Origin of the sequence: Pseudomonas sp. P39-UII1 (assembly GCF_039672635.1) — a bacterium.
In the GTDB taxonomy this organism is placed as follows: domain Bacteria; phylum Pseudomonadota; class Gammaproteobacteria; order Pseudomonadales; family Pseudomonadaceae; genus Aquipseudomonas.
Genome location: NZ_JBDFPP010000037.1, coordinates 1 through 25,558, shown reverse-complemented (window position 1 = coordinate 25,558; position 25,558 = coordinate 1). Strand labels below are relative to the sequence as shown.

22 protein-coding genes are annotated in these 25,558 nt (G+C 63.2%); 4 read left to right on the top strand and 18 right to left on the bottom strand.

What is annotated here, in order from left to right:
- The first annotated feature begins 5 nt into the window (after positions 1-5).
- From ABEH27_RS25030 to ABEH27_RS25020, 3 genes are read left to right on the top strand one after another with little or no spacing between them, the layout of a single operon-like run.
- Positions 6-1,154 carry a PQQ-dependent sugar dehydrogenase gene (locus ABEH27_RS25030; protein ID WP_346616135.1) on the top strand — a complete coding sequence of 383 codons (1,149 nt, stop codon included), beginning with the start codon at positions 6-8 and terminating at the stop codon, positions 1,152-1,154.
- Positions 1,155-1,194: 40 nt separating this feature from the next.
- Positions 1,195-2,301 (top strand): cell division protein ZapE, encoded by a 1,107-nt coding sequence (zapE, locus tag ABEH27_RS25025; protein WP_346616134.1) that lies wholly within the window; start codon positions 1,195-1,197, stop codon positions 2,299-2,301.
- 12 nt (positions 2,302-2,313) lie between these two features.
- Positions 2,314-2,907, top strand: a complete 594-nt coding sequence (locus ABEH27_RS25020) for a DinB family protein (protein WP_346616133.1) — start codon at positions 2,314-2,316, stop codon at positions 2,905-2,907.
- 70 nt (positions 2,908-2,977) lie between these two features.
- Here the strand turns inward: ABEH27_RS25020 and ABEH27_RS25015 are convergent, their stop codons facing one another.
- The 4 genes from ABEH27_RS25015 to yegQ form a co-directional block, all read right to left on the bottom strand.
- A complete protein-coding gene (locus tag ABEH27_RS25015) occupies positions 2,978-3,976 on the bottom strand; it encodes an alpha/beta hydrolase (protein WP_346616132.1) in 999 nt (332 codons plus the stop codon).
- A 75-nt stretch (positions 3,977-4,051) separates the two neighbouring features.
- Entirely contained in the window at positions 4,052-4,489 is a 438-nt protein-coding gene (locus tag ABEH27_RS25010; RefSeq protein WP_346616131.1) for a YqaA family protein, read from the bottom strand.
- On the bottom strand, positions 4,489-4,917 hold the full coding sequence (locus ABEH27_RS25005; RefSeq protein ID WP_346616130.1) for a DUF411 domain-containing protein: 429 nt from the start codon (positions 4,915-4,917) through the stop codon (positions 4,489-4,491). Before ABEH27_RS25005 ends, ABEH27_RS25010 begins: the two co-directional genes overlap by 1 nt.
- A gap of 214 nt (positions 4,918-5,131) precedes the next feature.
- Positions 5,132-6,466 carry a tRNA 5-hydroxyuridine modification protein YegQ gene (gene yegQ, locus ABEH27_RS25000; RefSeq protein ID WP_346616129.1) on the bottom strand — a complete coding sequence of 445 codons (1,335 nt, stop codon included), beginning with the start codon at positions 6,464-6,466 and terminating at the stop codon, positions 5,132-5,134.
- Positions 6,467-6,596: 130 nt separating this feature from the next.
- On the opposite strand from yegQ, the gene ABEH27_RS24995 reads away from it, so the two are divergent.
- Complete coding sequence (locus ABEH27_RS24995) at positions 6,597-7,661, top strand: AI-2E family transporter (RefSeq protein WP_346616128.1); 1,065 nt, start codon at positions 6,597-6,599, stop codon at positions 7,659-7,661.
- 29 nt (positions 7,662-7,690) lie between these two features.
- Here ABEH27_RS24995 and ABEH27_RS24990 read toward each other — a convergent pair whose 3' ends face one another.
- The 14 genes from ABEH27_RS24990 to ABEH27_RS24925 all read right to left on the bottom strand — a co-directional run bounded on the left by ABEH27_RS24990 (position 7,691) and on the right by ABEH27_RS24925 (position 24,842).
- A complete protein-coding gene (locus tag ABEH27_RS24990) occupies positions 7,691-9,706 on the bottom strand; it encodes a TonB-dependent receptor (protein WP_346616145.1) in 2,016 nt (671 codons plus the stop codon).
- 163 nt (positions 9,707-9,869) lie between these two features.
- A complete protein-coding gene (gene nuoN, locus ABEH27_RS24985) occupies positions 9,870-11,339 on the bottom strand; it encodes an NADH-quinone oxidoreductase subunit NuoN (RefSeq protein WP_346616127.1) in 1,470 nt (489 codons plus the stop codon).
- A gap of 7 nt (positions 11,340-11,346) precedes the next feature.
- Positions 11,347-12,879 (bottom strand): NADH-quinone oxidoreductase subunit M, encoded by a 1,533-nt coding sequence (gene nuoM / locus ABEH27_RS24980; RefSeq protein WP_346616126.1) that lies wholly within the window; start codon positions 12,877-12,879, stop codon positions 11,347-11,349.
- A gap of 40 nt (positions 12,880-12,919) precedes the next feature.
- Positions 12,920-14,773, bottom strand: coding sequence for an NADH-quinone oxidoreductase subunit L (gene nuoL / locus ABEH27_RS24975; RefSeq protein WP_346616125.1), 1,854 nt, complete (start codon positions 14,771-14,773; stop codon positions 12,920-12,922).
- Positions 14,770-15,078 (bottom strand): NADH-quinone oxidoreductase subunit NuoK, encoded by a 309-nt coding sequence (gene nuoK, locus ABEH27_RS24970; protein WP_003251446.1) that lies wholly within the window; start codon positions 15,076-15,078, stop codon positions 14,770-14,772. Before nuoK ends, nuoL begins: the two co-directional genes overlap by 4 nt.
- Before the next feature lie 3 nt (positions 15,079-15,081).
- Complete coding sequence (gene nuoJ, locus ABEH27_RS24965) at positions 15,082-15,582, bottom strand: NADH-quinone oxidoreductase subunit J (RefSeq protein WP_012313764.1); 501 nt, start codon at positions 15,580-15,582, stop codon at positions 15,082-15,084.
- Positions 15,583-15,592: 10 nt separating this feature from the next.
- Positions 15,593-16,141: an NADH-quinone oxidoreductase subunit NuoI gene (gene nuoI / locus ABEH27_RS24960; RefSeq protein ID WP_027592814.1), complete on the bottom strand. Its 549-nt coding sequence runs from the start codon at positions 16,139-16,141 to the stop codon at positions 15,593-15,595.
- A gap of 11 nt (positions 16,142-16,152) precedes the next feature.
- Positions 16,153-17,160, bottom strand: a complete 1,008-nt coding sequence (gene nuoH / locus ABEH27_RS24955; RefSeq protein WP_012273297.1) for an NADH-quinone oxidoreductase subunit NuoH — start codon at positions 17,158-17,160, stop codon at positions 16,153-16,155.
- The gene (nuoG, locus tag ABEH27_RS24950) at positions 17,157-19,871 is read right to left on the bottom strand and encodes an NADH-quinone oxidoreductase subunit NuoG (RefSeq protein ID WP_346616124.1); all 2,715 of its coding nucleotides are present in this window, start codon (positions 19,869-19,871) and stop codon (positions 17,157-17,159) included. Before nuoG ends, nuoH begins: the two co-directional genes overlap by 4 nt.
- A 132-nt stretch (positions 19,872-20,003) precedes the next feature.
- Positions 20,004-21,383 (bottom strand): NADH-quinone oxidoreductase subunit NuoF, encoded by a 1,380-nt coding sequence (gene nuoF / locus ABEH27_RS24945; protein WP_346616123.1) that lies wholly within the window; start codon positions 21,381-21,383, stop codon positions 20,004-20,006.
- Positions 21,380-21,877 carry an NADH-quinone oxidoreductase subunit NuoE gene (nuoE, locus tag ABEH27_RS24940; protein WP_008096184.1) on the bottom strand — a complete coding sequence of 166 codons (498 nt, stop codon included), beginning with the start codon at positions 21,875-21,877 and terminating at the stop codon, positions 21,380-21,382. Before nuoE ends, nuoF begins: the two co-directional genes overlap by 4 nt.
- Positions 21,878-21,879: 2 nt before the next feature.
- Positions 21,880-23,661, bottom strand: coding sequence for an NADH-quinone oxidoreductase subunit C/D (gene nuoC / locus ABEH27_RS24935; protein ID WP_346616122.1), 1,782 nt, complete (start codon positions 23,659-23,661; stop codon positions 21,880-21,882).
- A 79-nt stretch (positions 23,662-23,740) separates the two neighbouring features.
- A complete protein-coding gene (locus ABEH27_RS24930) occupies positions 23,741-24,418 on the bottom strand; it encodes an NADH-quinone oxidoreductase subunit B (RefSeq protein ID WP_012313769.1) in 678 nt (225 codons plus the stop codon).
- Positions 24,419-24,428: 10 nt separating this feature from the next.
- A complete protein-coding gene (locus ABEH27_RS24925; protein WP_003251427.1) occupies positions 24,429-24,842 on the bottom strand; it encodes an NADH-quinone oxidoreductase subunit A in 414 nt (137 codons plus the stop codon).
- Between the last annotated feature and the right edge of the window lie 716 nt (positions 24,843-25,558).

The window sequence follows — 25,558 nt, the reverse complement described above, 5'->3', positions numbered from 1 at the left end:
CATCAATGATCAGAGCCACCAAGCTGACCACGCTGGCTGCTGCCGCACTGCTGCCACTGCTGGCGCACGCTGCCGCCGAGCAGCAGTTCCCGACCGAGCAAGGGCAGATCACTGTCAGCACCGTGGCTGATGGCCTGCGCAACCCGTGGGCGCTGGCATTCCTGCCGGGTGGCAAGGGCATGCTGGTCACCGAACGCCCCGGCAACCTGCGCCTGGTCAATGCCGAAGGCAAGGTGGGGCCACCTATCAACGGTGTGCCCAAGGTCTGGGCAGAAGGTCAGGGCGGGCTGCTCGACGTGGTGTTGTCACCTGAGTTCGCCAAGGACCGCACCCTGTACCTTTCTTATGCCGAAGCGGGCAACGATGGCAAGGCTGGCACTGCAGTCGGCCGTGGGCAATTGTCCGAGGACCGCGCCCGCCTGGAGAACTTCAACGTGATTTTCCGCCAGCAGCCCAAGCTGTCGGTCGGCAACCATTTCGGCTCGCGGCTGGTGTTCGACCGTAACGGTTACCTGTTCATCGCCCTGGGCGAGAACAACCAGCGCCCAACCGCCCAGGACCTGGACAAATTGCAAGGCAAGATCGTGCGTATTCTGCCTGATGGCGAAGTGCCCAAGGACAACCCCTTCGTTGGCAAAAACAACGTACGACCGGAAATCTGGTCCTTCGGCCACCGCAATCAGCAGGGCGCAGCGCTCAACCCCTGGACCGGCAAGCTGTGGACCCACGAACATGGCCCACGTGGCGGTGATGAGATCAACATTCCGCAAGCGGGCAAGAACTACGGTTGGCCGATCGCCACCCACGGCATCAACTATTCGATGCTGCCGATCCCCGAAGCCAAGGGCGAACACGTCGACGGCATGGTCGACCCGCACCATGTGTGGGAAAAATCGCCTGGCATCAGCGGCATGGCCTTCTATGACAGCCCGACCTTCAAAGCGTGGGATCACAACCTGTTCATAGGTGCACTGGCCACTCAGGAGTTGATTCGGCTGCAGCTCGAGGGGGACAAGATCGTCCATGAAGAGCGCCTGCTGGGGGACCTGAAGGCGCGTATTCGTGACGTGCGGGTTGGGCCGGACGGTTACCTGTATGTGCTGACCGATGACAAGGACGGCCTGTTGCTGAAAGTTGGACTGAGCGACGGTTGAAGCCGGTTGCCGGCGACACGGCTGATGATGATAATGCCGCATGACGCTCGATCCCAGCTCTCTGTACAACAAGGCCCTGGTTGACCAAGGCTACGCGCCCGACCCGGCTCAAGCCCAGGCCGTCAGCGCGCTGCAAGCCTGCTTCGAGGCCATCGAGCGCGGGCGTACAGCCCAGGGCATCTATCTTTGGGGCCCGGTCGGCCGCGGCAAGACCTGGCTTATGGACCTGTTCCACCGTTGCCTGAGCATCCCGGCCCGGCGCCAGCATTTCCACCATTTCATGGCCTGGGTGCACCAGCGCCTGTTCCAGCTCAACGGCACCGCCGACCCGCTGCAAGCGCTGGCCCGCGAACTGGCCGGGGACATCCGCGTGCTGTGCTTCGACGAGTTGTTCGTCAGCGATATCGGCGACGCGATCATCCTCGGCCGCTTGTTCCAAGTGCTGTTCGATCATGGGGTGGTGGTGGTCGCCACCTCCAACCAGCCGCCGCAGCAGCTGTACCGTGACGGTTTCAACCGCGAGCGTTTCCTGCCGGCCATCAGCGCCATCGAGCGGCATATGCAGGTGCTTGCAGTGGCCGGTGAGCAGGACCACCGGCTTCACCCTGGGGCCGCATGCCAGCGCTATTGGGTAGCTGAAGCGGGCAAGGTCGGGGCGCTTGCAGCGGTGTTCGCGCAGCTCAGCCCTGATGAGCCGGGCAGTGCAGAGCCCTTGTCGATAGGCCCACGGCAAATTCAAGTGGTCAGGCACAGCCCGCAGGCGCTCTGGTGCCGTTTCAGCGACCTTTGCGAGCAGCCACTGGCCGCCATGGAATTCATGGCGTTGTGCGACCGTTTCCCGGCGATTCTGGTCGAAGGCATACCTGCATTGAGCGGTCAGCAGCGTGCGGGGCGAATTGCCCGTGGTACCGAGGATGGTGCTGCACGCGTTGAGGCGGGCGATCGCCAGCTGCCGGCGTTGTCGCCCAAGGATGATGCCGTGCGGCGTTTCATTGCCCTGGTCGACGAATGCTATGACCGCAAGGTCGCGTTGTACCTGGAAGCGCAGGTACCGCTCGAAGCGCTCTACACTCAAGGGTATCTGGCGTTCCCGTATCAACGGACCCTGAGCCGGCTACGGGAGATGCAACTGCAACGCTTCGCTTGAAGGAGTTGCCCCATGGAGCCGCTGTCACACCATCTGCTGACCCAGGCCTACAACAATGGCTGGGCCAATCACCGCCTGTACAAGGCGTGCCTGCAACTGACCCAGGACGAGTTCGTCGCCCCGCGTTGCAGCTTCTTCCCGTCGATCAAGGCCACCCTCAACCATTTGCTGACGGTGGACTGGTTCTACTTGCACATGCTCGAGTGCGAGCAGCGTGGCGAGGCGCCTGAGCCTGATGGCGAGCGGTTCTTCGACCCGGAACAACCGTTTGCCACGTGTACCGACCTGCATGCCCAGCAGGCCCAGGCCGACCGGCGGCTGATCACCTACTGCAGCGCGCTGCATGACGACCAGTTGGCCCGCTACGTGAGCATCGTGCGGCCCGACCGCGTGCAGCGCGAACAACGTGTACGCCTTCTTGCGCACCTGTTCGAGCACCAAGTTCATCACCGTGGCCAGGTGCATGCGATGCTCAGCGGCACGGCGGTGCGGCCACCACAGCTGGATGAGTTTTTCTGCGAGGAGGAAGCCGTGTTGCGGGTAGGGGACTTTGCCGAGTTGGGCTGGACCGAAGGGCAAGTCTGGAAGCAGCAGGGGCCGCGCTGACACAAACGGCGCAATTACTGTGGGGGCGGCCTGGTTTCGCGAATGGGGCGCAAAGCGCCCCCAGACGAAGTTACTGCCCCAGCCACTCGATCAGCGTCTTGTTGAAGCGCCGTGGCTCTTCGATCTGCGGCGCATGCCCCATGCCCTCGAACGTCACCAGCTCACCCTGCGCAATCAGCTTGGCCACCTGCGGCCCCAAATCCTTGTAGTGACCCAACCGCGCCTTCACCTCCGGCGGGGCAATATCACTGCCGATAGCGGTTGTGTCCTGATCGCCGATCATCAGCAAGGTCGGCATCTTCAAATCCTTGAACTCGTGGTAAACCGGCTGGGTGAAGATCATGTCGTAGATCAACGCCGAGTTCCACGCCACCGCTTCGTGCCCTGGGCCTTTGTTCAGCCCTACCAGCATCTGCACCCAGCGCTCGTATTCAGGCTTCCAGCGCCCCGCGTAGTACGTCTTGCGTTCGTACTCGCGTACGCCCTCGGCATCGAGCTTGAGTTCGCGGGCATACCATTGGTCCACCGTGCGGTACGGCACGCCCAGAGCCTTCCAGTCTTCCAGGCCGATGGGGTTGACCATCGCCAGGCGCTCGACCTGCTGGGGGTACATCAGCGCGTAGCGGGTAGCCAGCATGCCGCCGGTGGAATGGCCAAGGATAACCGCCCGCTTGATGCCCAGTTGGTCCAGCAGGGCATGGGTGTTGTCGGCCAGCTGCTGGAAACTGTACTGGTAGTAGTCCGGCTTGCTCGATGTGCAGAAGCCGACCTGGTCTGGGGCGATGACCCGGTAGCCAGCCTCGCTCAGCGCGTCGATCGTGGTTTCCCAGGTGGCGGCGCAGAAGTTCTTGCCGTGCATCAGCACCACGCTGCGGCCATTGGCCTGGCCTTTGGCCGGCACATCCATGTAGCCCATCTGCAGGCGCTGGCCCTGTGACTGGAAGTCGAAATGCTTGAGTGGGTGAGGGTAACTGAAGCCTTCGAGCTGTTTGCCGTAGGTGGGCGGTTCGGCGGCGATGGCCGGGGCGCCGACGAGGCAGGCCAGGGCCAGGGCGGTTGCGCGCAGCATAGGGGCACTCCATGTAGGACCATGTAGGAAAGGGCGACTTTAGCAGCCGGTGAAGCACCTTAAACGTTAAAGGTGTTACCAGGCATGAAACCAGCCCAGCGTAATCACGGCCACGACGATGTAGCGCCCGCCCTTGGCCAGGGTTACCAGCAACATGAAACGCCAGAACGGCTCACGCATGATCCCGGCAATCAGGGTCAACGGGTCGCCGATTACTGGCATCCAGCTCAGCAGCAGCGACCACTGCCCCCATCGCTGATAACGCTGCTGTGCGCGTTCCAGCTGCCCGGCGCTGAACGGGAACCAGCGTTTGTCGCGCCAGTGTTCGATGGCCCGCCCGAGCAACCAATTGACCACCGAGCCCAGCACGTTGCCCAAGGTAGCGACCAGCAACAAGGTCAACCAGGCGTCCGGTTGCTTTAGCAGCAGGCCAACCAGCACTGCCTCCGATTGCAGCGGCAGCAACGTGGCGGCGCCAAAGGCGCTGAGGAACAGCGCCCAGAGGCTGAGCATCAGTAAGTGGCGACCACGGTGTCCTGGCCGTCCTGAGTCACCCCGATAACCTGATAGGCATCCTTGTGGTCACCCATTTCCATGCCTGGCGAACCCATCGGCATGCCTGGCACGGCCAGGCCCTTGAGGTCGCTGCGCTTGGCCAGCAGGCGCACCTGTTCGGCCGGCACATGGCCTTCGACGAACTTGCCGTCGATCACCCCGGTGTGGCACGACGCAAGGCGCGGCGCCACGCCCAGGCGTTGCTTCACGGCGCTCATGTTCGGCTCGACATGGTCATTGACGGTGAAACCGTTGTCGCGCAACTGGCTGATCCAGGCCTTGCAGCAACCACAGTTAGGGTCGCGGTACACGTCGATGCTTTCGGCGGCCTGGGCCAGGCCGGTGATGGCCAGCAGGCCGAAAGCGATCAGGTGTTTATGCAGCATCGTCCAGGCACTCCTTCAGAAACGCAGATGCACGCCTGCTACCAGGCGGGCCTGGTCGGCGCGGTCACCGTGCAGGCGGTGGAAGCTTACCCCGACATAGGGGCGAAGCCGCGGGATATTTTAAATCGCAGGCGCAGGCCGACCCTACTGTCGGCCAGCCATGATCGTCGCCTGCGACGCCTGTCAGCCAGCTGAGGTGCACATTACAACTTTGTCAGGCGGCGTAGTCGTCGTGGCCCAGGTCACGCATCAGCAGGCCATGTTCCAGCGATACCTGTTCGGGGATCGGCAGGTACACTACGTGCCCGTCGCCGGGCGCCACGTCGATCGCCTGCTGCTGGCGGCCGTACAGGTGGTGCAGGTCGAAATGGTAGTTGCCACGCGGGGTCATCAGCTCCAGATGATCGCCCACGGCGAAGCGGTTCTTCACCTTGACCTCGGCGCGGCCGTCCACCCGTACACCGGTCAGTTCGCCGACGAACTGCTGGCGCTCGGACATCGAGTTGCCCCGCAGGTAGTTCTGGTATTCGTCGTGCACATGGCGGCGCAGGAAGCCTTCGGTGTAACCGCGTTGCGCCAGCGACTCGAGGTTGTCCATCAGGGCCATGTCGAAGGGGCGCCCGGCTGCCGCGTCGTCGATGGCCTTGCGGTACGCCTGCACCGCGCGGGCGCAATAGAAGTGTGACTTGGTGCGGCCCTCGATTTTCAGAGAATGCACGCCCATGGCGGCCAGGCGCTCGACGTGCTGGATGGCGCGCAGGTCCTTGGCGTTCATGATGTAGGTGCCGTGTTCATCCTCGAACGCCGGCATCTCGGTGCCGGGGCGGTTGCTCTCGTGCAGCAGGAACACCTGCCCGGTCGGCGCGCCCAGCCCCAGGGTCGGCTCGACCTCGCGCACGATGTCGCCGGTGGCGTTCTCGGTGGCCGGCGTGGCTTGGTATTTCCAGCGGCAGGCGTTGGTGCAACTACCCTGGTTGGCATCACGCTTGTTGAGGTAGCCCGACAGCAGGCAGCGGCCGGAATAGGCCATGCACAGGGCTCCATGGACAAACACCTCCAGCTCCATGCCGGGCACCTGCTGGCGAATCTCCTCGATTTCGTCCAGTGACAGCTCCCGGGACAGGATCACCCGGCTCAGGCCCAATTGCTGCCAGAACTGCACGCTGGCCCAATTGACCGTGTTGGCCTGCACTGACAGGTGCACGGGCATGTGCGGGAAGTGCTGGCGCACCAGCATGATCAGCCCGGGGTCGGACATGATCAGCGCATCGGGCGCCATCGCAATGATGGGGGCCAGGTCCTTGAGGAAGGTCTTGAGCTTGGCATTGTGCGGCGCGATGTTGACCACCACGTAGAAGCGCTTGCCCAGGGCATGCGCCTCCTCGATGCCCAATGCCAGGTTGGCATGGTCGAATTCGTTGTTGCGCACCCGCAGGCTGTAGCGCGGCTGGCCGGCATAGACCGCGTCGGCACCATAAGCGAATGCGTAACGCATGGTCTTGAGGGTGCCGGCAGGGGCCAGCAATTCGGGCTTGGCGGGTAGCTTCATGTGCGCACCGGTGCAAAAAGCGCGGATGCTAGGGCCTGGCCGCCCAGGGCATATTGATTTGAATCAACGGAGCGACGGCACTTTTATGAATACGCCGTGCACTAACGTTCAGGACACTTGAGGAAAATCCATGAACCAAACCGCTTTGCAGAACAAGGCCCTGGCAGTGCTGCTGGCGCTGGTGACCATCGCCTTTGGCTGGATTCTGTTGCCGTACTATGGCGCCATCTTCTGGGCGGTGATTCTTGGCATCCTGTTCGCGCCGTTGCAGCGCAATCTGCTCATGCGTTTTGGCCGGCGGCGCAACGTGGCGGCCGCCGCCACCTTGCTGGTGTGCCTGCTGGTGGCGATCTTGCCGGTGATCATTACCAGTGCGCTGCTGGTGCAGGAAGGCGCCACGCTGTACCAGCGTATCGAGAGCGGGCAACTGGACATCGCCGGTTATGTCGAGCGCGGCATGAACATGCTGCCCCCATTCGTGCAGCACGGGCTGGACAGCATGGGCGTGGGCAACCTCGACGGGCTGCGTGACAAGATCACCAAGTGGGCAACCCAGGGTAGCCAGGTGCTGGCCAGCCAGGCGTTCAGTTTTGGCCAGGGTACCTTCGAGTTTCTGGTGAGCTTCGGCATCATGCTCTACCTGCTGTTCTTCTTTCTGCGCGAGGGGGCGGAGGTGGCGCGCCGGGTACGCCTTGCCATACCACTGCCGGAACACCAGAAGCGCCGGCTGCAGCTGAAGTTCAACCGCGTGGTGCGGGCAACGGTCAAAGGCAATGTGCTGGTGGCGATTACCCAGGGCGCGCTGGGTGGTTTCATCTTCTGGGTGCTGGACATTCCCAGCGCGCTGGTCTGGGCAGTGCTGATGGCCTTCCTGTCGCTGCTGCCTGCGGTAGGTGCCGGAATCATCTGGGCGCCGGTGGCGGCTTACTTCCTGCTGACCGGGGCGATTCTCCAGGGGGCGATTCTGACCGCCTTCGGCGTGCTGGTGATCGGCCTGGTGGACAACGTGCTGCGGCCGATCCTGGTGGGCAAGGATACGCGGATGCCCGATTACCTGATCCTGGTCTCCACCCTGGGTGGGCTAGCGGTGTTCGGGCTCAACGGCTTCGTGATCGGGCCGCTGATCGCTGCGTTGTTCATCTCGAGCTGGGGGATTTTCGCAGCGACCAAGCCGCAGGTGCAATTGCCGCAGTAGGGGCTGCGAGGCGGCCCCTGGGCATTTGACTAACGGAAGCTGTACGACACCCCGGCGTACACCCCAAACCCTTCACCGGGTGTCGAGCGGGCAATGTCCTGACCGGCATCGTTGTACCCCGGCGTCACCGTCGCGGCATAGCGTTTGTTGGTCAGGTTGCGCAGGTCCAGCCATGTCTGCCAGTCCTGCTTCGGCGAGTCCCAGCCCAGCCGTGCGCCCAGCAGCGCATAGGCGTCGGCATGGTAACTGTTGGCGTAGTCCACCTGCACCTTGGAGGCCATCTGTGTGTTGACCCCGGCGTAGAAGCCGCTTGGCCAGTCGTAGCGCAGTTCGGCCTGGTAGTAGTGCATCGGGATGCCTGGCAAGCGGTTGTCGCCAAACGTGTCATCGTCGCGGTAGTGGAAATCACTGAAGGTATAAGCCTGGCGCAGGCTCAGCTTGCCTGTGCCGGGGCGCTCCCACAGCGTGCTGTCCAGCCCGGCTTCAACACCCTGGTGCACGGTAGCGCTGGCATTGAACTCCTTGGCCGGTTGGCCTTGCACGATTTCCACGGCCAACAGTTCGTGGCGTACCTGCGAGTAGTACCAGGCCAGGTCCCATCGCCCCAGCACCGAATCGCCGCGTGCGCCCAGTTCCAGCGTGGTGGCGGTCTGGTTTTGCATCTCGATCGGCTGCGTGGCGACCGTGGAGCTCCAGATCAGCGACCACGGGTGTGGCGGCTCGACGGACCGGCTCAGGTTGCCATACACCTGCAGTTGCGGGCTGAAGTCATAACGCAGGCCCAGGCGTGGCGCGTAGTCCCAGTCGTGCTGGCTGACCTTGCCGCCCGTGGCGGGGTAGGTGACGTCGCTTTCTCGGCGGGTGTAGATCATCGCCAGGCCGGTTGTCAGCCACAGGTCCGGGACCAGCTCCAGGTCGTTGCCCACATGCAGCACGGTGTCCGACCCCTGGTAGCTGAAGTCGCGGCTACGCGCCCCGAAGTTGTCGCCGCTGGTACGCGCAAACTGCGAGGCACCACTGTTGGGCAGGTGCTTGGTGGTGCGCCAGCCGAAGGTGGTCTTGCTCTCGTGCCCGAGCAGGGTGTCGCGGCGCGAGTAATTCAGCGTGCCACTGACATCGCTGTAGGCAACCTTCAAGCGCATCGGGCCTTCGCGCAGGTCCATCGGGAAGTCGTGATACACCAGCCCGGCTTCCAGGCGGGCATCGTCCTCGAGGTAGAAGGTGGTCTTGTTGGCCACCCAGGTACTGCCCGGTTGTGGCCGGCTGTCGTCGCGCGCCAGGTAGGCCGCGTTGGCAGCACGCGGGTCGTGCTTGATCTGGTCCTTGGTCAGGCGCCCGGCCAGGTCGTTCTCGGTTTCCCTGTAGCGCAAGTAGAAGCGGGTTTCCAGGTTCGGGTTGAAACGGTAGCCGACATTCGCCGCGATGCCCTTGGCGCTGCCACTGCTGTGGTGCTGATAACCGTCGTATTCGGAGTCGGTCAGGGCCACGTAATAATCGAGGTTACCCAGTACCTGGCCAGAGCTGATATGCCGGTGCTGGTAGCCCCGGCTGCCGACCTCGTAACGCACCTGCAACGGCGCGGCATCGTAGCCGGTATGGGTGACATAGTTGATGGCACCGCCAAGCGCCAGGGCGCCCTGATCGAAGCCGTTGGCCCCGCGCAGCACTTCGGCGCGGCTCAACCATAGCGGTTCGAACAGCTCGTAGGGCGTACCGCCCGGGCCGGTCAGCGGCAGGCCGTCGAACATCGTGTACACCCCGGAGCCGTGAGCGCCAGGCGCCCGGTTGATGCCCGAGCCGCGGATCGACAGCTTGATGCCATCGTTGCCTGCCGACTGGGCGAAAACACCAGGCTGATAGGCGAGCACATCCTGGTTGCTGGCAACCCGGCCTTGCCCCACCCGGTTCATGTCCACCAGATTGCTGGCGCCGGGGACTTCCCGCAGCCGTTCGGCGGCGTCTTCCAGTTCGGTCTGTTGCTGGCCTTCGATCAATACCTGGTCGAGTTCGACGCGGCCGGTGGCCTGGGCTGCGCTGGTGACCATCAGGGCCAGCAGGGAAAAGGGGAGGGTAGGGCGCATGACAAGGGCTTCCAGAGCGATAAGCGGGAATCTGACGCTGCAAGTGTCAGACGAAGCACAGCTTTTGTTCTGTAGGCCGGAAAAAGAAAAACCCCGCCGAGGCGGGGTTCTTCAGGATCGCTGCAGGTCAGCCGATCAGTTGCAGGCCAGCCTGCTGGACCATTTCCAGCAACGGCTGCGGGTAGACACCCAGCACGAAGGCGAGGATGGCGATGGCCAGCAGCATGACGCCACCGGTGCGCTGTTCCCACTTCAGCGGGGCGTCGTGGCGACGCAGGTTTGGTTCGACCAGGTACAGGGTGACCATGACGCGCAGGTAGTAGTACACGCCGATGGCGCTACCGATCACCAGGGCACCGACCAGCCACCACAGGTGCGACTCGACGCCGGTGGCGATGATGTAGAACTTGCCGATGAAGCCTGCGGTCAGCGGGATGCCGGCCAGCGACAGCATCATTACGGTCAGTACGGCGGTCAGGTACGGGCGGCGCCAGAACAGGCCGCGGTACTCGTACAGCGCATCGGCGTCACGGCCGCCGTAAGACGAGGACATCAGGGTGATCACGCCGAAGGCGCCGAGGCTGGTGATCACGTAGGTGACCAGGTACACGCCCATGGCTTCCAGGGCCAGGCCCTTGCTTGCGACCAGGGCGATGAGCAGGTAGCCGAAGTGGGCAATGGACGAGTAACCGAGCAGACGCTTGAGGTTGCTCTGGGTCAGCGCCAGCAGGTTGCCGATCAGGATCGAGGCAACTGCGATCACGGCTAGCACGGTGCTCAGCACGCCGCTGCTGGCTGCCGGGGACAGCATGAACAGGCGCACTACCACGGCGAATACAGCGACCTTGCTGGCGGTGGCCAGGAACGCGGCCACCGGCGCCGGGGCGCCTTCGTACACGTCCGGGGTCCACAGGTGGAACGGCACCAGCGACAGCTTGAAGGCCAGGCCCACGAGCATCATGCCCAGGCCCAGTTGCGCGACCAGGCTTGGCATGTTGGTGGCTGCCAGCGCTTTGCCGATCTGGTCGAAGCTCAGGCTGCCAGCATCGGCGTACAGCAGTGCCATGCCGAACAGCAGGAAGGCAGAACCCGCAGCCGACAGCACCATGTACTTGATGCCCGCTTCCAGTGAACGCTTGTTGAAGAAGGCATACGCCACCAGGCCGTAGACCGGCACCGACAGCAGCTCCAGGCCGATGAACAGGCCGGCCAGGTGGTTGGCGCTGACCAGCACCAGCCCACCGAGTGCCGACATCAGCAGCAGCAGGTAGAGCTCTTCACGGTTGCCCGGGAAGCCCTTGGAGCCTTCGCCCAGGTAAGCGTGGGCAAGCGTGACGCAGGCCAGTGTGGCGACCAGGATGATCGCCATGTACAGGCAGGCGAACTTGTCGATGGTGATCAGCGGGGTAACCGCCAGCGGCGCGACCTTCAGTACCGGCAAGATCGACAGCAAGGCCAGGTTCAGGCCCACGGTGGACAGCAGGAAGGTCTGCGAGTGGTTGCGCTTCCAGGCGATCGCCAGCATCACCACCACCGTGGTGATGGTGGTGATCAGCATCGGCGCCAATGCGATGAAGTGTTGTGTGGTGAATTCCATAGCGCTCTTACCGGGCCGAAGCGAGTTGAGTGAAAGCGGAACCGAGCCACTGCTGCACACCACTCATGGTGGCGGCAGAAGTGTCGAGGAACGGCTGCGGGTACACACCAAGCACGATCAGCAGCACCGCCAGGCCCAGCACCATGATCATCTCGCGGCCGTCCATGCCGGCCAGCACGGTGTCGCTCTTGCTTGGGCCGAAGTAGGCGCGGTGGATCATGATCAGCGAGTAGACGGAGCCGAAGACCAGGCCGGTGGTGGCGATCACGGTGATCCATGGCACGCTGGCGAAGCTGCCGATCAGGATCAGGAACTCGCCGACGAAGTTGCCGGTGCCGGGCAGGCCCAGGGAGGCAGCAGCGAAGAACAGGCTGATTGCAGGCAGGTACGCGATCCGGTGCCACATGCCACCCATCTGGCGCATGTCACGGGTATGCAGGCGCTCGTACAGCTGACCGGACAGGATGAACAGCGCAGCGGCCGACAGGCCGTGGGCCAGCATCTGGATCACCGCGCCTTGCAGGGCCTGCTGGCTGCCGGAGTAGATCCCGATCAGCACGAAGCCCATGTGCGAAACGCTGGAGAAGGCGATCAGGCGCTTGATGTCGGACTGCGCGAACGCCAGGAAGGCACCGTAGAAGATACCGATCAGGCCCAGGGTCATGGCGATCGGCGCGAACTCGGCCGAGGCGTTCGGGAACAGCGGCAGGGCGAAGCGCAGCAGGCCGTAGGCCGCAGTCTTCAGCAAGATACCCGCCAGGTCCACGGAACCTGCGGTTGGCGCCTGGGCGTGCGCATCAGGCAGCCAGGAGTGGAACGGCACCACCGGCAGCTTCACCGCAAAGGCGATGAAGAAGCCCAGCATCAGCACGTACTCGACGCCCGCTGGCAGCTCGGCCTTGAGCAGGTCGCTGTAGTTGAAGGTGAGCACGCCGGTGGTGTTGTAGTTGACCAGCACCAGGCCAAGGATCGCCACCAGCATGATCAGGCCGCTGGCCTGGGTGAAGATGAAGAACTTGGTCGCAGCGTAGATCCGGGTCTTCTTGCCGTCTGCAGAGCTGTGACCCCAGAGCGCGATGAGGAAATACATCGGCACCAGCATCATTTCCCAGAAGAAGAAGAACAGGAACAGGTCCAGGGCCAGGAACACACCGACCACGCCGCCGAGGATCCACATCAGGTTGAGGTGGAAGAAGCCGACGTGGCGCTGGATCTCTTTCCAGGAGCACAGTACCGACAGCACACCGAGCAGGCCGGTCAGCAGGATCATCAGCAGTGACAGGCCGTCCAGGGCCAGGTGGATGCTGATGCCGAAGCGCTTGATCCACTCGACTTTGTATTCGAGTGCCCAGGCAGGTTCGGCGCCCGGAGCAGGGGCCAGGGTGTAGTCGCCGGTGCCCCACAGATACAGGCCGATGCCGAGCAGCAGGGACATGGTCAGCAGCGCGATCCAGCGCGGCAGGGTGGCGCCGAAGCGCTCACCCAGCCAGCACAGGAAGCCGCCGATGAAGGGGATCAGGATCAGCCAAGGCAAAATCATGACGGGTTGGTTTCCTTTGGCAAAGTCGCAAGATTCATAGTCATACCGCAGCCACTACCACAGCACCGAGTACCAGCACGGCACCGACGGCGATCGAAGCGGTGTACCAGCGCAGCTGGCCGGTCTCGGTCTTGCTCATGGCGACGTGGCCACCACGTGCCATCCGAGGGATCAGGCCGATGCTGCGGTCAACCGGGTCCTTGCGCAGGATGTGGCTGATCAGCAGGTAAGGTTTGACGAAGAGCTTGTCGTAGATCCAGTCGAAGCCCCAGGCGGCGAACCACCAGGCCGACAGGACGCGGCCGATGCCGCTGTTGGCAACGGCGCTGACGAAGCGGCGCTTGCCCAGGAACAGCATGGCCGACAGCAGGATACCGGCGATGGCGATGGCGCCCGAGGCGATCTCCAGCGAGTGCTTGGCGTCACCGCCAGCATGGCCTGCGCTTTCAGGCAGCACACCTGCCAGCGGTGGGGTGATCCAGGCGCCGATGAAGGTCGACAGCACGATCAGCACGCCCAGTGGCAGCCAGTGGCTGATGCCGTGGCCGGCGTGGGCTTCGGTCTTGGCTTCGCCATGGAAGGCGATGAAGATCAGGCGGAAGGTGTACAGCGAGGTCATGAACGCACCGACCAGGCCAGCGTACAGCAGGCCGGTGTTGCCGCTGGCGAAGGCTTCCCAGAGGATCTCGTCCTTGGAGTAGAAACCGACGGTCACGATCGGCAGGGCTGCCAGGGCGGCGCCACCGACCACGAAGCTGGCGTAGGCCAACGGCAGTTTCTTCCACAGGCCGCCCATCTTGAAGATGTTCTGCTCGTGGTGGCAGGCAACGATCACCGCACCGGAAGCAAGGAACAGCAGGGCCTTGAAGAAGGCGTGGGTCATCAGGTGGAAGATCGCCGCGTCCCAGGCACCGACGCCCAGGGCCAGGAACATGTAACCGATCTGGCTCATGGTCGAGTAGGCGAGGATACGCTTGATATCGGTCTGTACCAGCGCGGCGAAGCCGGCCAGCACCAGGGTCACACCGCCGACCACGCCGACCAGGTGCAGGATGTCCGGCGCCAGCAGGAACAGGCCGTTGGTACGGGCGATCAGGTACACGCCCGCGGTCACCATGGTTGCGGCGTGGATCAGTGCCGAAACCGGGGTCGGGCCTGCCATCGCGTCGGCCAGCCAGGTCTGCAGCGGCAGCTGGGCCGATTTACCGACCGCGCCACCCAGCAGCATCAGGGTCGCCAGGACCATCCAGGTGTCACCTGCCTGGAACTTCTGCGGTGCCAGCACCAGCAGTTCCTGCACATTCAGGGTACCCAGCTGGGCGAACAGGATGAACAGGCCGATGGCCATGAACACGTCGCCGATACGGGTGACGATGAAGGCCTTGAGTGCCGCGTTACCGTTGTTGCGGTTGCTGTAATAGAAACCGATCAACAGGTACGAGCACAGGCCCACGCCTTCCCAGCCGAAGTAGATGAACAGCAAGTTATCGCCCAGCACCAGGAACAGCATGCTGGCAATGAACAGGTTGGTGTACGAGAAGAAGCGCGAGTAGCCCGCTTCGCCACGCATGTACCAGGACGCGAACAGGTGGATCAGGAAGCCCACACCAGTGACCACGCCGAGCATGGTGACCGACAGGCCGTCCACGTACAGGGTGAAGTTCGGCGCAAAGCCGTCCACCGACATCCACTGCCACAGCAGCTGGCTGTATGCGCCACCTTCAGGCGGAGCGACATTGAATTGCCAGATGACGTAGGCGGCTGTTGCGGCCGAGAGGCCGACCGAGCCGACGCCGATCAGGGCAGACAGGTTCTCCGAGAACCGCCCGCGCGAGAACGACAGCAGCAAGAAGCCGATCAGGGGGAAGACGAAAGTCAGGAAGATAAGGTTCATCCGCGCATCTCACTGGCAGCATCGATGTCGAGAGTGTGGAAGCGGCGATACAGCTGCAGCAGGATCGCCAGGCCAATGCTGGCCTCGGCGGCTGCCAGGCTGATCACCAGAATGAACATCACCTGGCCGTCGGGCTGGACCCAGCGGGCACCGGCGACGACGAACGCCAGGGCAGAGGCGTTCATCATGACTTCCAGGCTCATGAGCACGAAGAGGATGTTGCGGCGGACCATCAGGCCAACCAGACCTAAGCAGAACAGGATGCCGGCGACCGCCAGACCATGCTCGAGAGGGATAGCACCCATGATTTACTCCTTCGCCTCGTTGCGGCCCAGGTGGAAGGCGGTGACGGCTGCAGCGAGCAGCAGCATCGAAGCCAGTTCGACCACCAGCAGGTACGGGCCGAACAGGCTGATGCCCACTTCTTTCGGGCCCACGGTGGTGCCGCTGATGCCGGCACCGCTCGGGGTGACGAACAGCACGTACAGCAGCTCCAGCAACAGCAGGGTGCCGAGTATCACCGGCCCCGCCCATATGCCCGGCTTGAGCCAGCCACGTTCCTGGGCGACCGAGGCCGGCCCCAGGTTGAGCATCATCACCACGAACACGAACAGCACCATGATGGCGCCGGCGTAGGCGATCACTTCCAGGGCGCCGGCGAACGGCGCACCCAGGGCGAAGAAGATCATTGCCACGGAAATCAGCGAAATGATCAGGTAGAGCAGGGCGTGCACGGGGTTGGTGCCGGTGACCACACGAAGGGTGGAAACCACGGCGATCCCGGATGCGAAGTAGAAAGCGAATTCCATCTTTCTGTCCTTATGGGAGCAAGCTCTTCACGTTGATCGGCTCGGCCTCGTTCTGCGCAGAGCCTTTCGGCTTGCCAGCGATCGCCATGCCCGCAACACGGTAGAAGTTGTAGTCAGGGTTCTTGCCGGGGCCGGAGATCAGCAGATCTTCTTTCTCGTACACCAGGTCCTGACGCTTGAACTCGGCCATTTCGAAATCCGGGGTCAGCTGGATCGCGGTGGTCGGGCACGCTTCCTCGCACAGGCCGCAGAAGATGCAGCGCGAGAAGTTGATGCGGAAGAACTCCGGATACCAACGGCCGTCCTCGGTCTCGGCCTTCTGCAGCGAGATGCAGCCAACCGGGCAGGCCACCGCGCAGAGGTTGCACGCCACGCAGCGCTCTTCGCCATCGGGGTCGCGGGTGAGGACGATACGGCCACGGTAGCGCGGCGGCAGGTACACAGCTTCTTCGGGGTACTGCAGGGTGTCGCGCTTGCGGAACCCGTGGGAGAACACCATGGCCAGGCTGCGCAGCTGTGTGCCGGTGCCCTTAACGATGTCGCCGATATACTTGAACATGGGTCAAATCCTCACTGGGCCGCGACGGCTGGCGTGTTGTAAAGCACGATCGCAGCGGTCACCAGCAAATTGATCAGGGTCAGCGGCAGGCAGAACTTCCAGCTGAAGTCCATCACCTGGTCATAGCGTGGGCGCGGGATCGAGGCGCGCAGCAGGATGAACAGCATGATGAAGAACGCGGTCTTCAGCGCGAACCACAGGAACGGCACTTGCGGCAGGATGCCGAACGGGCCGTGCCAGCCACCGAAGAACAGGGTGACCAGCAGCGCCGAGATGAGGATGATGCCGATGTACTCACCGACGAAGAACATGCCCCATTTCATGCCGGCATACTCGATGTGGTAGCCGTCGGCCAGTTCCTGTTCCGCTTCCGGCTGGTCGAACGGGTGACGGTGAGTCACGGCGACGCCAGCGATGAAGAAGGTGCAGAAGCCGAAGAACTGCGGAATGATGAACCACAGGTTCTGGGCCTGGTATTCAACGATGTCGCGCATGTTGAACGAGCCCACCTGCACCACCACGCCCATCAGCGCCAGGCCCAGGAACACTTCGTACGACACGGTCTGTGCCGAAGCACGCAAGCTGCCCAGCAGGGCGTACTTGTTGTTCGACGACCAGCCGGCGAACAGCACCGCGTAGACCGACAGGCCGGCCATGGCGAAGAAGAACAGCAGGCCGATGTTCAGGTCGGCGACGCCCCAGCCCGGTGTGATCGGGATGATCGAGAAGCCGATCAGCAGGGCGCTCATGGCCACGACCGGCGCCAGGGTGAAGATCATCTTGTCGACGAAGGGCGGGTTCCAGTCTTCCTTGAAGAACATCTTCAGCATGTCGGCGGCGATCTGGAACATGCCGAACGGGCCGACGCGGTTAGGACCGTAGCGGTCCTGCCACCAGCCCAGCAGGCGACGCTCGACGAAGCTGAGCAGCGCACCGCAGACGACGACGGCCAGCAGCACCACGATGGCCTTGACGACCTGGATGATCACATCGATCACTTCGGGGGTGAACCAGCTCATTGTGCTGCCTCCTGCAGGCCTTCGACGGATGCACCGAAGATGGCAGGCGGAATGCCGGCCAGGCCTTTCGGCAGCGCGACCAGGCCAGCGCCCAGCTCTTCATTGATGCGCAGCGGCAGGCGCAGGGCCACACCGGCGACGTTCAGGCTCAGCAGGGCACCTTCGTTGACACCCAGGCGGTCGGCTTCGGACTTGGCCAGAGCCACGTAGGCAGGCTGAATGCGCTCTTGCACCGGAGCGGCGCGCGACGAGTTTTCTTCGCTGCCGAACAGGTGGAAGAACGGCACGGCGGTCCAGGTGCCACGGGCCGGGTTGAAAGCACCCGGGATGGCGTTGAACCAGTTCAGGCGATCGCCTTGCGATTCGATCAGGCGCACGCCCGGGTCACCGGCACGCAGGTGGCCACCGACCTCGTCCTGGAACTTGTTCCAGGCTTGCGGCGAGTTCCAGCCCGGCGACCAGGCGAACGGCACCTGCTGGCGCGGTTCGACGGAGCCCGAGTAGCCTTCCATCGAGAAGGCGAACGCGGTGTCCTTGTCTTGCGGGGTACGTGGCTCGTGCACGCTGATGTTGGCGCGCATGGCGGTACGGCCGGAGTAGCGCAGTGGCTCACGCGCCAGCTTCATGCCCTTGATGCGGAACGCGGCGCTGGGTGCTGCGTTGACGATACCGGCCAGTTGCGGCGCGGCTTCGGCGCAGGCGCTGGTGACGTGGTCCAGCTGGGTCCAGTCGACCGGCTTGTTCAGCAGGGTGGCACGCAGGGCGTGCATCCAGCGCCAGCCTTCATGGACCAGGATGCTGCTGTCCAGGTACTGCGGGTCGAATACCTGGAAGAAGCGCTGGGCACGGCCTTCCTGGCTGACCAGGGTACCGTCGCCTTCAGCGAACGACGCCGCTGGCAGCACCAGGTGGGCGCGCTCCAGGGTAGCGGTGTGGGAATGGTCGGCGACGATCACCACTTTGGCGGCAGCCAGCGCGGCATCGACCTTGGCGGCCGGCACGCGGGTGTACAGGTCGTTTTCCAGAACCACGATGGCATCGGCCTTGCCGCTGATGACTGCGTCCAGCGCCGCATCGACCGACTCGCCACCCATCATTGCCATGCCCAGGCTGTTGGCCTCAGGCACGACCAGGCTCAGCGAACCGTTCTTCTCGCGCAGCTTGAGGGCCTTGGCGATGTTGGCGGCGGCTTCGATCAGCGCCGGGTCGGCCAGGGAAGTACCGGCGATGACCAGGGGGCGCTTGGCCACCACCAGGGCGTCGGCGATGCGCTGGGCCAGGGCCTTGGCTTCTTCGTCCAGGCCAGCCACTGCGGGTGCGCTCGGGTCGATGGCATGGGCCACCGCGAAACCGATGCGGGCCAGGTCCGCAGGCGCTGCGTGTACGCATTCTTCAGCCACGTCGTCCAGCTTGGTTTCAGCCAGCGAGGCGATGAACAGCGGGTACAGCGCATGCTGGCCGATGTTCTTCACGGCGGCGTCCAGCCAAGGCTGCACTTTCATGGCTTCGGCCATGGCCTCGGCCTTGCCTTTGGTGGCCTGGCGCACGGACAGCGCCACACGGGCGGCGGTCTGGGTCAGGTCTTCACCGAGCACGAACACGGCGTCATGGTCTTCGATGTCGCGCAGGGTCGGCACCGGCAGCGGGCTTTTGTTCAGCACGTTCAGGGCCAGGCGCACGCGGGCCAGTTCGCCTGCTTCCATACCGCAATAGAAGTACTCGGCGCCGACCAGCTCACGCAGGCTGTAGTTGCTTTCGAGGCTGGCGCGCGGCGAGCCGATACCGACGATGGTGCGGCCGCGCAGCAGGTCGGCGGCCTTGTCCAGGGCGGCGTCCAGGCTCAGCTTGGTGCCATCGGCCAGGCGTGGCTGGCGCGGGCGGTCAGTGCGGTTGACGTAGCCATAGCCGAAGCGGCCACGGTCGCAAAGGAAGTACTGGTTGACCGAGCCGTTGAAGCGGTTTTCGACCCGGCGCAGCTCGCCGTAGCGCTCGCCCGGGCTGATGTTGCAGCCGCTGGAGCAGCCGTGGCAGATGCTTGGGGCGAACTGCATGTCCCACTTGCGGTTGTAGCGCTCGGAGTGGGTCTTGTCGGTGAACACGCCGGTCGGGCAGACCTCGGTCAGGTTGCCGGAGAACTCGCTCTCCAGCACGCCGTCTTCAACGCGGCCGAAGTACACGTTGTCGTGGGCGCCATAGACACCCAGGTCGGTGCCGCCTGCGTAGTCCTTGTAGTAACGCACGCAGCGGTAGCAGGCGATGCAGCGGTTCATCTCGTGGGCGATGAACGGGCCGAGGTCCTGGTTCTGGTGGGTACGCTTGGTGAAACGGTAACGGCGCTCGTTGTGGCCGGTCATTACCGTCATGTCCTGCAGGTGGCAGTGACCGCCTTCCTCGCACACTGGGCAGTCGTGCGGGTGGTTGGTCATCAGCCACTCGACGACGCTGGCGCGGAATGCCTTGGACTCGTCATCTTCGATGGAGATCCAGGTGCCGTCGGAGGCAGGGGTCATGCACGACATGACGATACGACCACGGGTGTCGTTCTCGTCGGTGTACTGCTTGACCGCACACTGCCGGCAGGCGCCAACGCTACCAAGCGCCGGGTGCCAGCAGAAATAAGGGATGTCGAGGCCGAGTGACAGACAGGCCTGTAACAGGTTGTCTGCACCGTTGACTTCGAGCGCTTTGCCGTCTACGTGGATAGTGGCCATTGTTCAAAGTTCTTCGTTGGCCCGCGTGAGCGGGCGTGGCTAATGGAAATCTGTACGCCTGCGGCCCGCCACGAATCGTTCGGGCCGGCCTGCAGGCTGGCGGGTGGCACGGACCACCCGCAGCTCATCTTGTTATGCGCCGACCACGATCGGCCCGCTCGGCACTGGCTTGGCCAGGTTCGGGCGCAGGGCGTCGGCAGCACTGGCTGGTGCGACACCGGCCTCGAACTCGGAGCGGAAGTATTTGATGGCACTGCCCAATGGCTCGACGGCACCCGGTGCGTGAGCACAGAAGGTGCGGCCTGGGCCGAGGAAGTTGACCAGACCCAGCAGGGTCTCGATGTCTTCGGCACGGCCCTGGCCGTTTTCCAGTGCGCGCAGCATCTTCACGCTCCACGGCAGGCCGTCACGGCAGGGGGTGCACCAGCCGCACGATTCGCGGGCGAAGAACTCTTCCATGTTGCGCAGCAGCGAGACCATGCTGACGCTGTCGTCGACCGCCATGGCCAGGCCAGTACCCATACGGGTGCCGACCTTGGCGATACCACCGGCGTACATCTGCGCATCGAGGTGCTCGGGCAGCAGGAAGCCGGTACCGGCGCCGCCTGGCTGCCAGCACTTGAGCTTGAAACCGTCACGCATGCCCCCGGCGTAGTCTTCGAACAGCTCGCGGGCGGTCACGCCGAACGGCAGTTCCCACAGGCCTGGGTTCTTCACCTTGCCGGAGAAACCCATCAGCTTGGTGCCGTGGTCCTCGCTGCCTTCGCGGGCCAGCGACTTGTACCAGTCGTTGCCGTTGGCGACGATGGCCGGCACGTTGCACAGGGTCTCGACGTTGTTTACGCAGGTCGGCTTGCCCCACACGCCGACGGCGGCAGGGAAGGGCGGCTTGGAGCGCGGGTTGGCGCGGCGGCCTTCCAGCGAGTTGATCAGTGCGGTTTCTTCACCGCAGATGTAGCGGCCGGCACCGGTGTGCACGAACAGTTCGAAGTCAAAGCCCGAACCGAGGATGTTCTTGCCCAGCAGGCCTGCGGCCTTGGCTTCATCGATGGCACGGTTGAGGTTTTTCGCTGCGGTGGTGTATTCGCCGCGCAGGAAGATATAGCCGCGGTAGGCCTTGAGGGCGCGGGCGCTGATCAGCATGCCCTCGACCAGCAGATGGGGCTGTTGCTCCATCAGCATGCGGTCCTTCCAGGTGTTCGGCTCCATTTCATCCGCGTTGCACAGCAGGTAGCGGATGTTCATGGATTCGTCTTTGGGCATCAGGCCCCACTTCACGCCAGTGGGGAAGCCCGCGCCGCCGCGGCCCTTGAGGCCGGAGTCCTTGACCGCCTGAACGATGTCGTCCTGCGACATCTGCGCCAGCGCCTTGCGGGCAGCGGCGTAGCCGTTCTTGGATTCGTACTCGGCCAGCCAGACCGGCTCGCCGTCGTCACGCAGGCGCCAGGTCAGCGGGTGGGTTTCGGCCGAACGCGCGATGCGGTTGGCCGGGCCGAAGGAAGTAATGGTCATACGTAACCCTCCAGCAGTTTGGTAACGCCAGCAGGCTGCACGTCGCCAAAGGTGTCGTCGTCGATCATCAGCGCCGGGGCCTTGTCGCAGTTGCCCAGGCAGCATACCGGCAGCAGGGTGAAGCGCCCGTCAGGCGTGGTCTGGCCGAGGCCGATGCCCAGTTCGCTCTGGATCTGGCTGACCACCGACTCATGGCCGCCGATGTAGCAGACCATGCTGTCGCACACACGGATGATGTGGCGGCCAACCGGCTGGCGGAAGATCTGGCTGTAGAAGGTGGCTACACCTTCGACGTCGCTGGCAGGGATGCCCAGCACTTCGCCGATCGCGTGAATGGCGCCGTCCGGCACCCAGCCACGTTCCTTCTGGACGATCTTCAAGGCTTCGATGGACGCCGCGCGCGGGTCCTCGTAGTGATGCATTTCGTGCTCGATGGCCGAGCGCTCGGTTTCGCTAAGGGCGAAACGGTCTGTCTGGATAAGCGTGCTGTTCATGCTTAGCGGTCCACGTCAGCCATAACGAAGTCGATACTGCCCAGGTACGCAATGAGGTCGGCGACCATGCTGCCTTTGATCACCGAAGGGATCTGCTGCAGGTGCGGGTAGCTCGGGGTGCGGATCCGGGTGCGGTAGCTCATGGTGCCGCCATCGCTCGTCAGGTAGTAACTGTTGATGCCCTTGGTCGCCTCGATCATCTGGAACGACTCGTTGGCCGGCATCACCGGGCCCCACGAGACTTGCAGGAAGTGCGTGATCAAGGTTTCGATGTGCTGCAGGGTGCGCTCTTTCGGCGGCGGCGTGGTCAGCGGGTGGTCCGCCTTGTACGGGCCTTCCGGCATGTTGCGCAGGCACTGGTCGATGATGCGGATACTCTGGCGCATCTCCTCGACACGGACCATGCAGCGATCGTAGGCATCACCGTTGTGGGCCAGCGGTACTTCGAACTCGAAGTTCTCGTAGCCGGAGTACGGGCGTGCTTTACGCAGGTCGAAATCGCAACCGGTGGAACGCAGGCCGGCACCGGTGGTGCCCCATTCCAGCGCTTCCTTGGTGTTGTACGCGGCAACGCCGACGGTACGGCCCTTGAGGATGCTGTTCTGCAGGGCAGCCTTGGTGTATTCGTCCAGGCGCTTGGGCAGCCACTCGACGAAGTCCTTGACCAGCTTGTCCCAGCCGCGCGGCAGGTCGTGGGCGACGCCACCAATGCGGTACCAGGCCGGGTGCAGGCGGAAACCGGTGATCGCTTCGATCACGGTGTAGGCGCGCTGGCGGTCGGTGAAGGTGAAGAACACCGGGGTCATGGCGCCGACGTCCTGGATATAGGTACCCAGGAACAGCAGGTGGCTGGTGATGCGGAAGAACTCGGCGAGCATGATGCGAATCACGTCGACCTTCTGCGGCACCTTGATGCCTGCCAGCTTTTCCACCGCCAGTACATACGGCAGGTTGTTCATCACACCGCCGAGGTAGTCGATACGGTCGGTGTAGGGGATGAAGCTGTGCCAGGACTGACGCTCGGCCATCTTCTCGGCACCACGGTGGTGGTAGCCGATGTCTGGCACGCAGTCGACGATCTCTTCGCCGTCCAGCTGCAGGACGATACGGAACGCACCGTGGGCGGACGGGTGGTTGGGGCCGAGGTTGAGGAACATGTAGTCCTCGTTGGCGCCCTGACGTTTCATGCCCCAGGCTTCCGGGTTGAAACGCGCCGATTCCTCTTCAAGCTGTTGCTTGGCGAGGGTCAGGCTGTAAGGGTCGAACTCGGTCGCACGGGCCGGGTAGTCCTTGCGCAGCGGGTGACCTTCCCAGGTGGGCGGCATCATGATGCGGCTCAGGTGCGGGTGGCCGGCAAAGTCGATGCCGAACATGTCCCAGACTTCGCGCTCGTACCAGTTGGCGTTTGGCCAGATGCCGGTCACGGTCGGCAGGTTCAGGTCGCCTTCGCTGAGCGACACCTTGATCATCACGTCGCTGTTACGTTCAACCGACAGCAGGTGGTAGAACACGCTGAAGTCGGCGGCGGGCAGGCCGCGGCGCTGGGTGCGCAGGCGCTCGTCGACGCCGTGCAGGTCGTACAGCATGCTGTAGGGCTTGGCGACACCGCGCAGGAAGCTGAGCACCTCTTTGAGCTGGGCGCGTTTGACCCACAGCACAGGCATGCCGGTGCGGGTTTCCTGGGCGACGAATGCTTCGGCGCCAAAACGGTTGTTCAGTTCGACGACCACATCCTGGTCGTCAGCCTTGTAGGGCGGAATGAAAATAGCGTTGTCCGCTGTCATGGTCTCGGTCGCTTTGGGTCAACGTTAAGAATGAAGCCAGGCCGCCGGCTCCAGGGGGAGCGGGCGGCAGGTCGCTGGATCAGACTTCGTCGGGGCTGCGCAGGTTGGTTACTGCAATGCGCTGCTCACGACGCAGGTCTTTCTGGGCTGGCATCTCGGCACGGTAAATACCTTGATCACCAACAACCCAGGAAAGCGGGCGTCGTTCTTGGCCGATCGACTCCTGCAGCAGCATCAAGCCTTGCAGGAAAGCCTCAGGGCGTGGCGGGCAGCCAGGCACATAGACGTCCACGGGGAGGAACTTGTCGACCCCCTGAACGACCGAGTAGATGTCGTACATGCCACCGGAGTTGGCGCACGAGCCCATGGAGATGACCCACTTCGGCTCGAGCATCTGCTCGTAGAGGCGCTGAATGATCGGCGCCATCTTGATGAAGCAGGTACCGGCGATGACCATGAAGTCGGCCTGACGCGGCGAGGCCCGGATGACTTCGGCGCCGAAGCGGGCGATGTCGTGGGGCGCCGTGAAGGCCGTGGTCATTTCCACGTAGCAGCAGGACAGGCCGAAGTTGTACGGCCAGAGGGAGTTCTTGCGACCCCAGTTGACCGCGCCACGCAGCACATCTTCGAGTTTCCCCATGTAGATGTTCTTGTGGACCTGGTCCTCTAGCAGTTGGTCGGTGACGGTTTCCCGTTCACCTACCGGGTACTGCTCGTTAGGCGCATCCGGATCGATTCTGGTGAGATTGTATTGCATTGCCAAAGCCTCATTGTTTCAGCTTCGCTTGCCGCTTGCGGCGACCTTCGGGAGCCCAATCAAGAGCACCGACGCGCCATAGGTAGACAAGACCTGCCAACAGAATTGCTATGAAAACGAGAGCTTCGACGAACCCGGTCCAGCCGCTTTCGCGGACGGACACAGACCATGCAAAGAGAAAGAGGGCTTCGATATCGAAGATCACGAACAGCATCGCGACCAGATAGAATTTGGCGGACAGGCGCAGGCGGGCGCTGCCGACGGGCAGCATGCCGGATTCGAAGGGTTCGTTCTTGGCGCGGCCCCATGCCTTGCTACCGAGCAGGCTGGACAGGCCGAGCATGAAGGCGCACAGGCCGACGACACCCAGAAGGAAGATGGCAAAGCCCCAGTTGTGGGCGATGAGTCCTGCCGAATCGGACATGCTAGAGATCCTTATACAGAGACCCAGCTCTGCAGTCTGAAATAAGTAAAGCGGCGACGTGGTGTCGCAGGTGCAGTGACCAAATGTCGCAGCTGAATCAATCGCGCTGATTTTATGGGTAAACCCGGTGCAAGTAAAATTTCTGTCGCAAATTTATTCGTAGCATTTAGAACAAAAGCCCTTCGTAACTGGCTGAAAGCCTTGAAATTCGGGCATTGCACGCGGTTTTGTTAATTATGTTTCTTGCGACTGGTAACGAATTACAAGTTCCGTAATGATAATTAATATCATTTGACCTGATGCCATGTAATTTGGCTGTTCTGTGCCTTGTAAAGTTCATCTGGCGATTTGCCCTACTTGCAAATGCGAAAGACTCCTGTTCTAGCAGCTTCCGACGGCCCGTGCACCGCTCTGGGTCAATACTTTATCGGTTGAGCGCTTGTGGGGCGGCGAAGGGAGCGCGGCAGGTGTCGCGTTGATGGCCAGAAAGATGGAGCCCCAAGCATAGTCCGGATTCTGGGTTCTGCCTTTGCATGCCTTGGTGAGGGGTGGGGCGGGTAGGTGCTTGGCGTGAGGGGAGTGGTGCCTGTGAGATCGAGCGCCGCCCGCGCGGCGCATCGCGGCTAAAGCCGCTCCTTGTATCTCGACTTTCGCCTCCCAAGAGGCGAAAGTTCTCGACTGATCATCGAGGGAAGGTCTTGAAGCGGAGCCGCTCC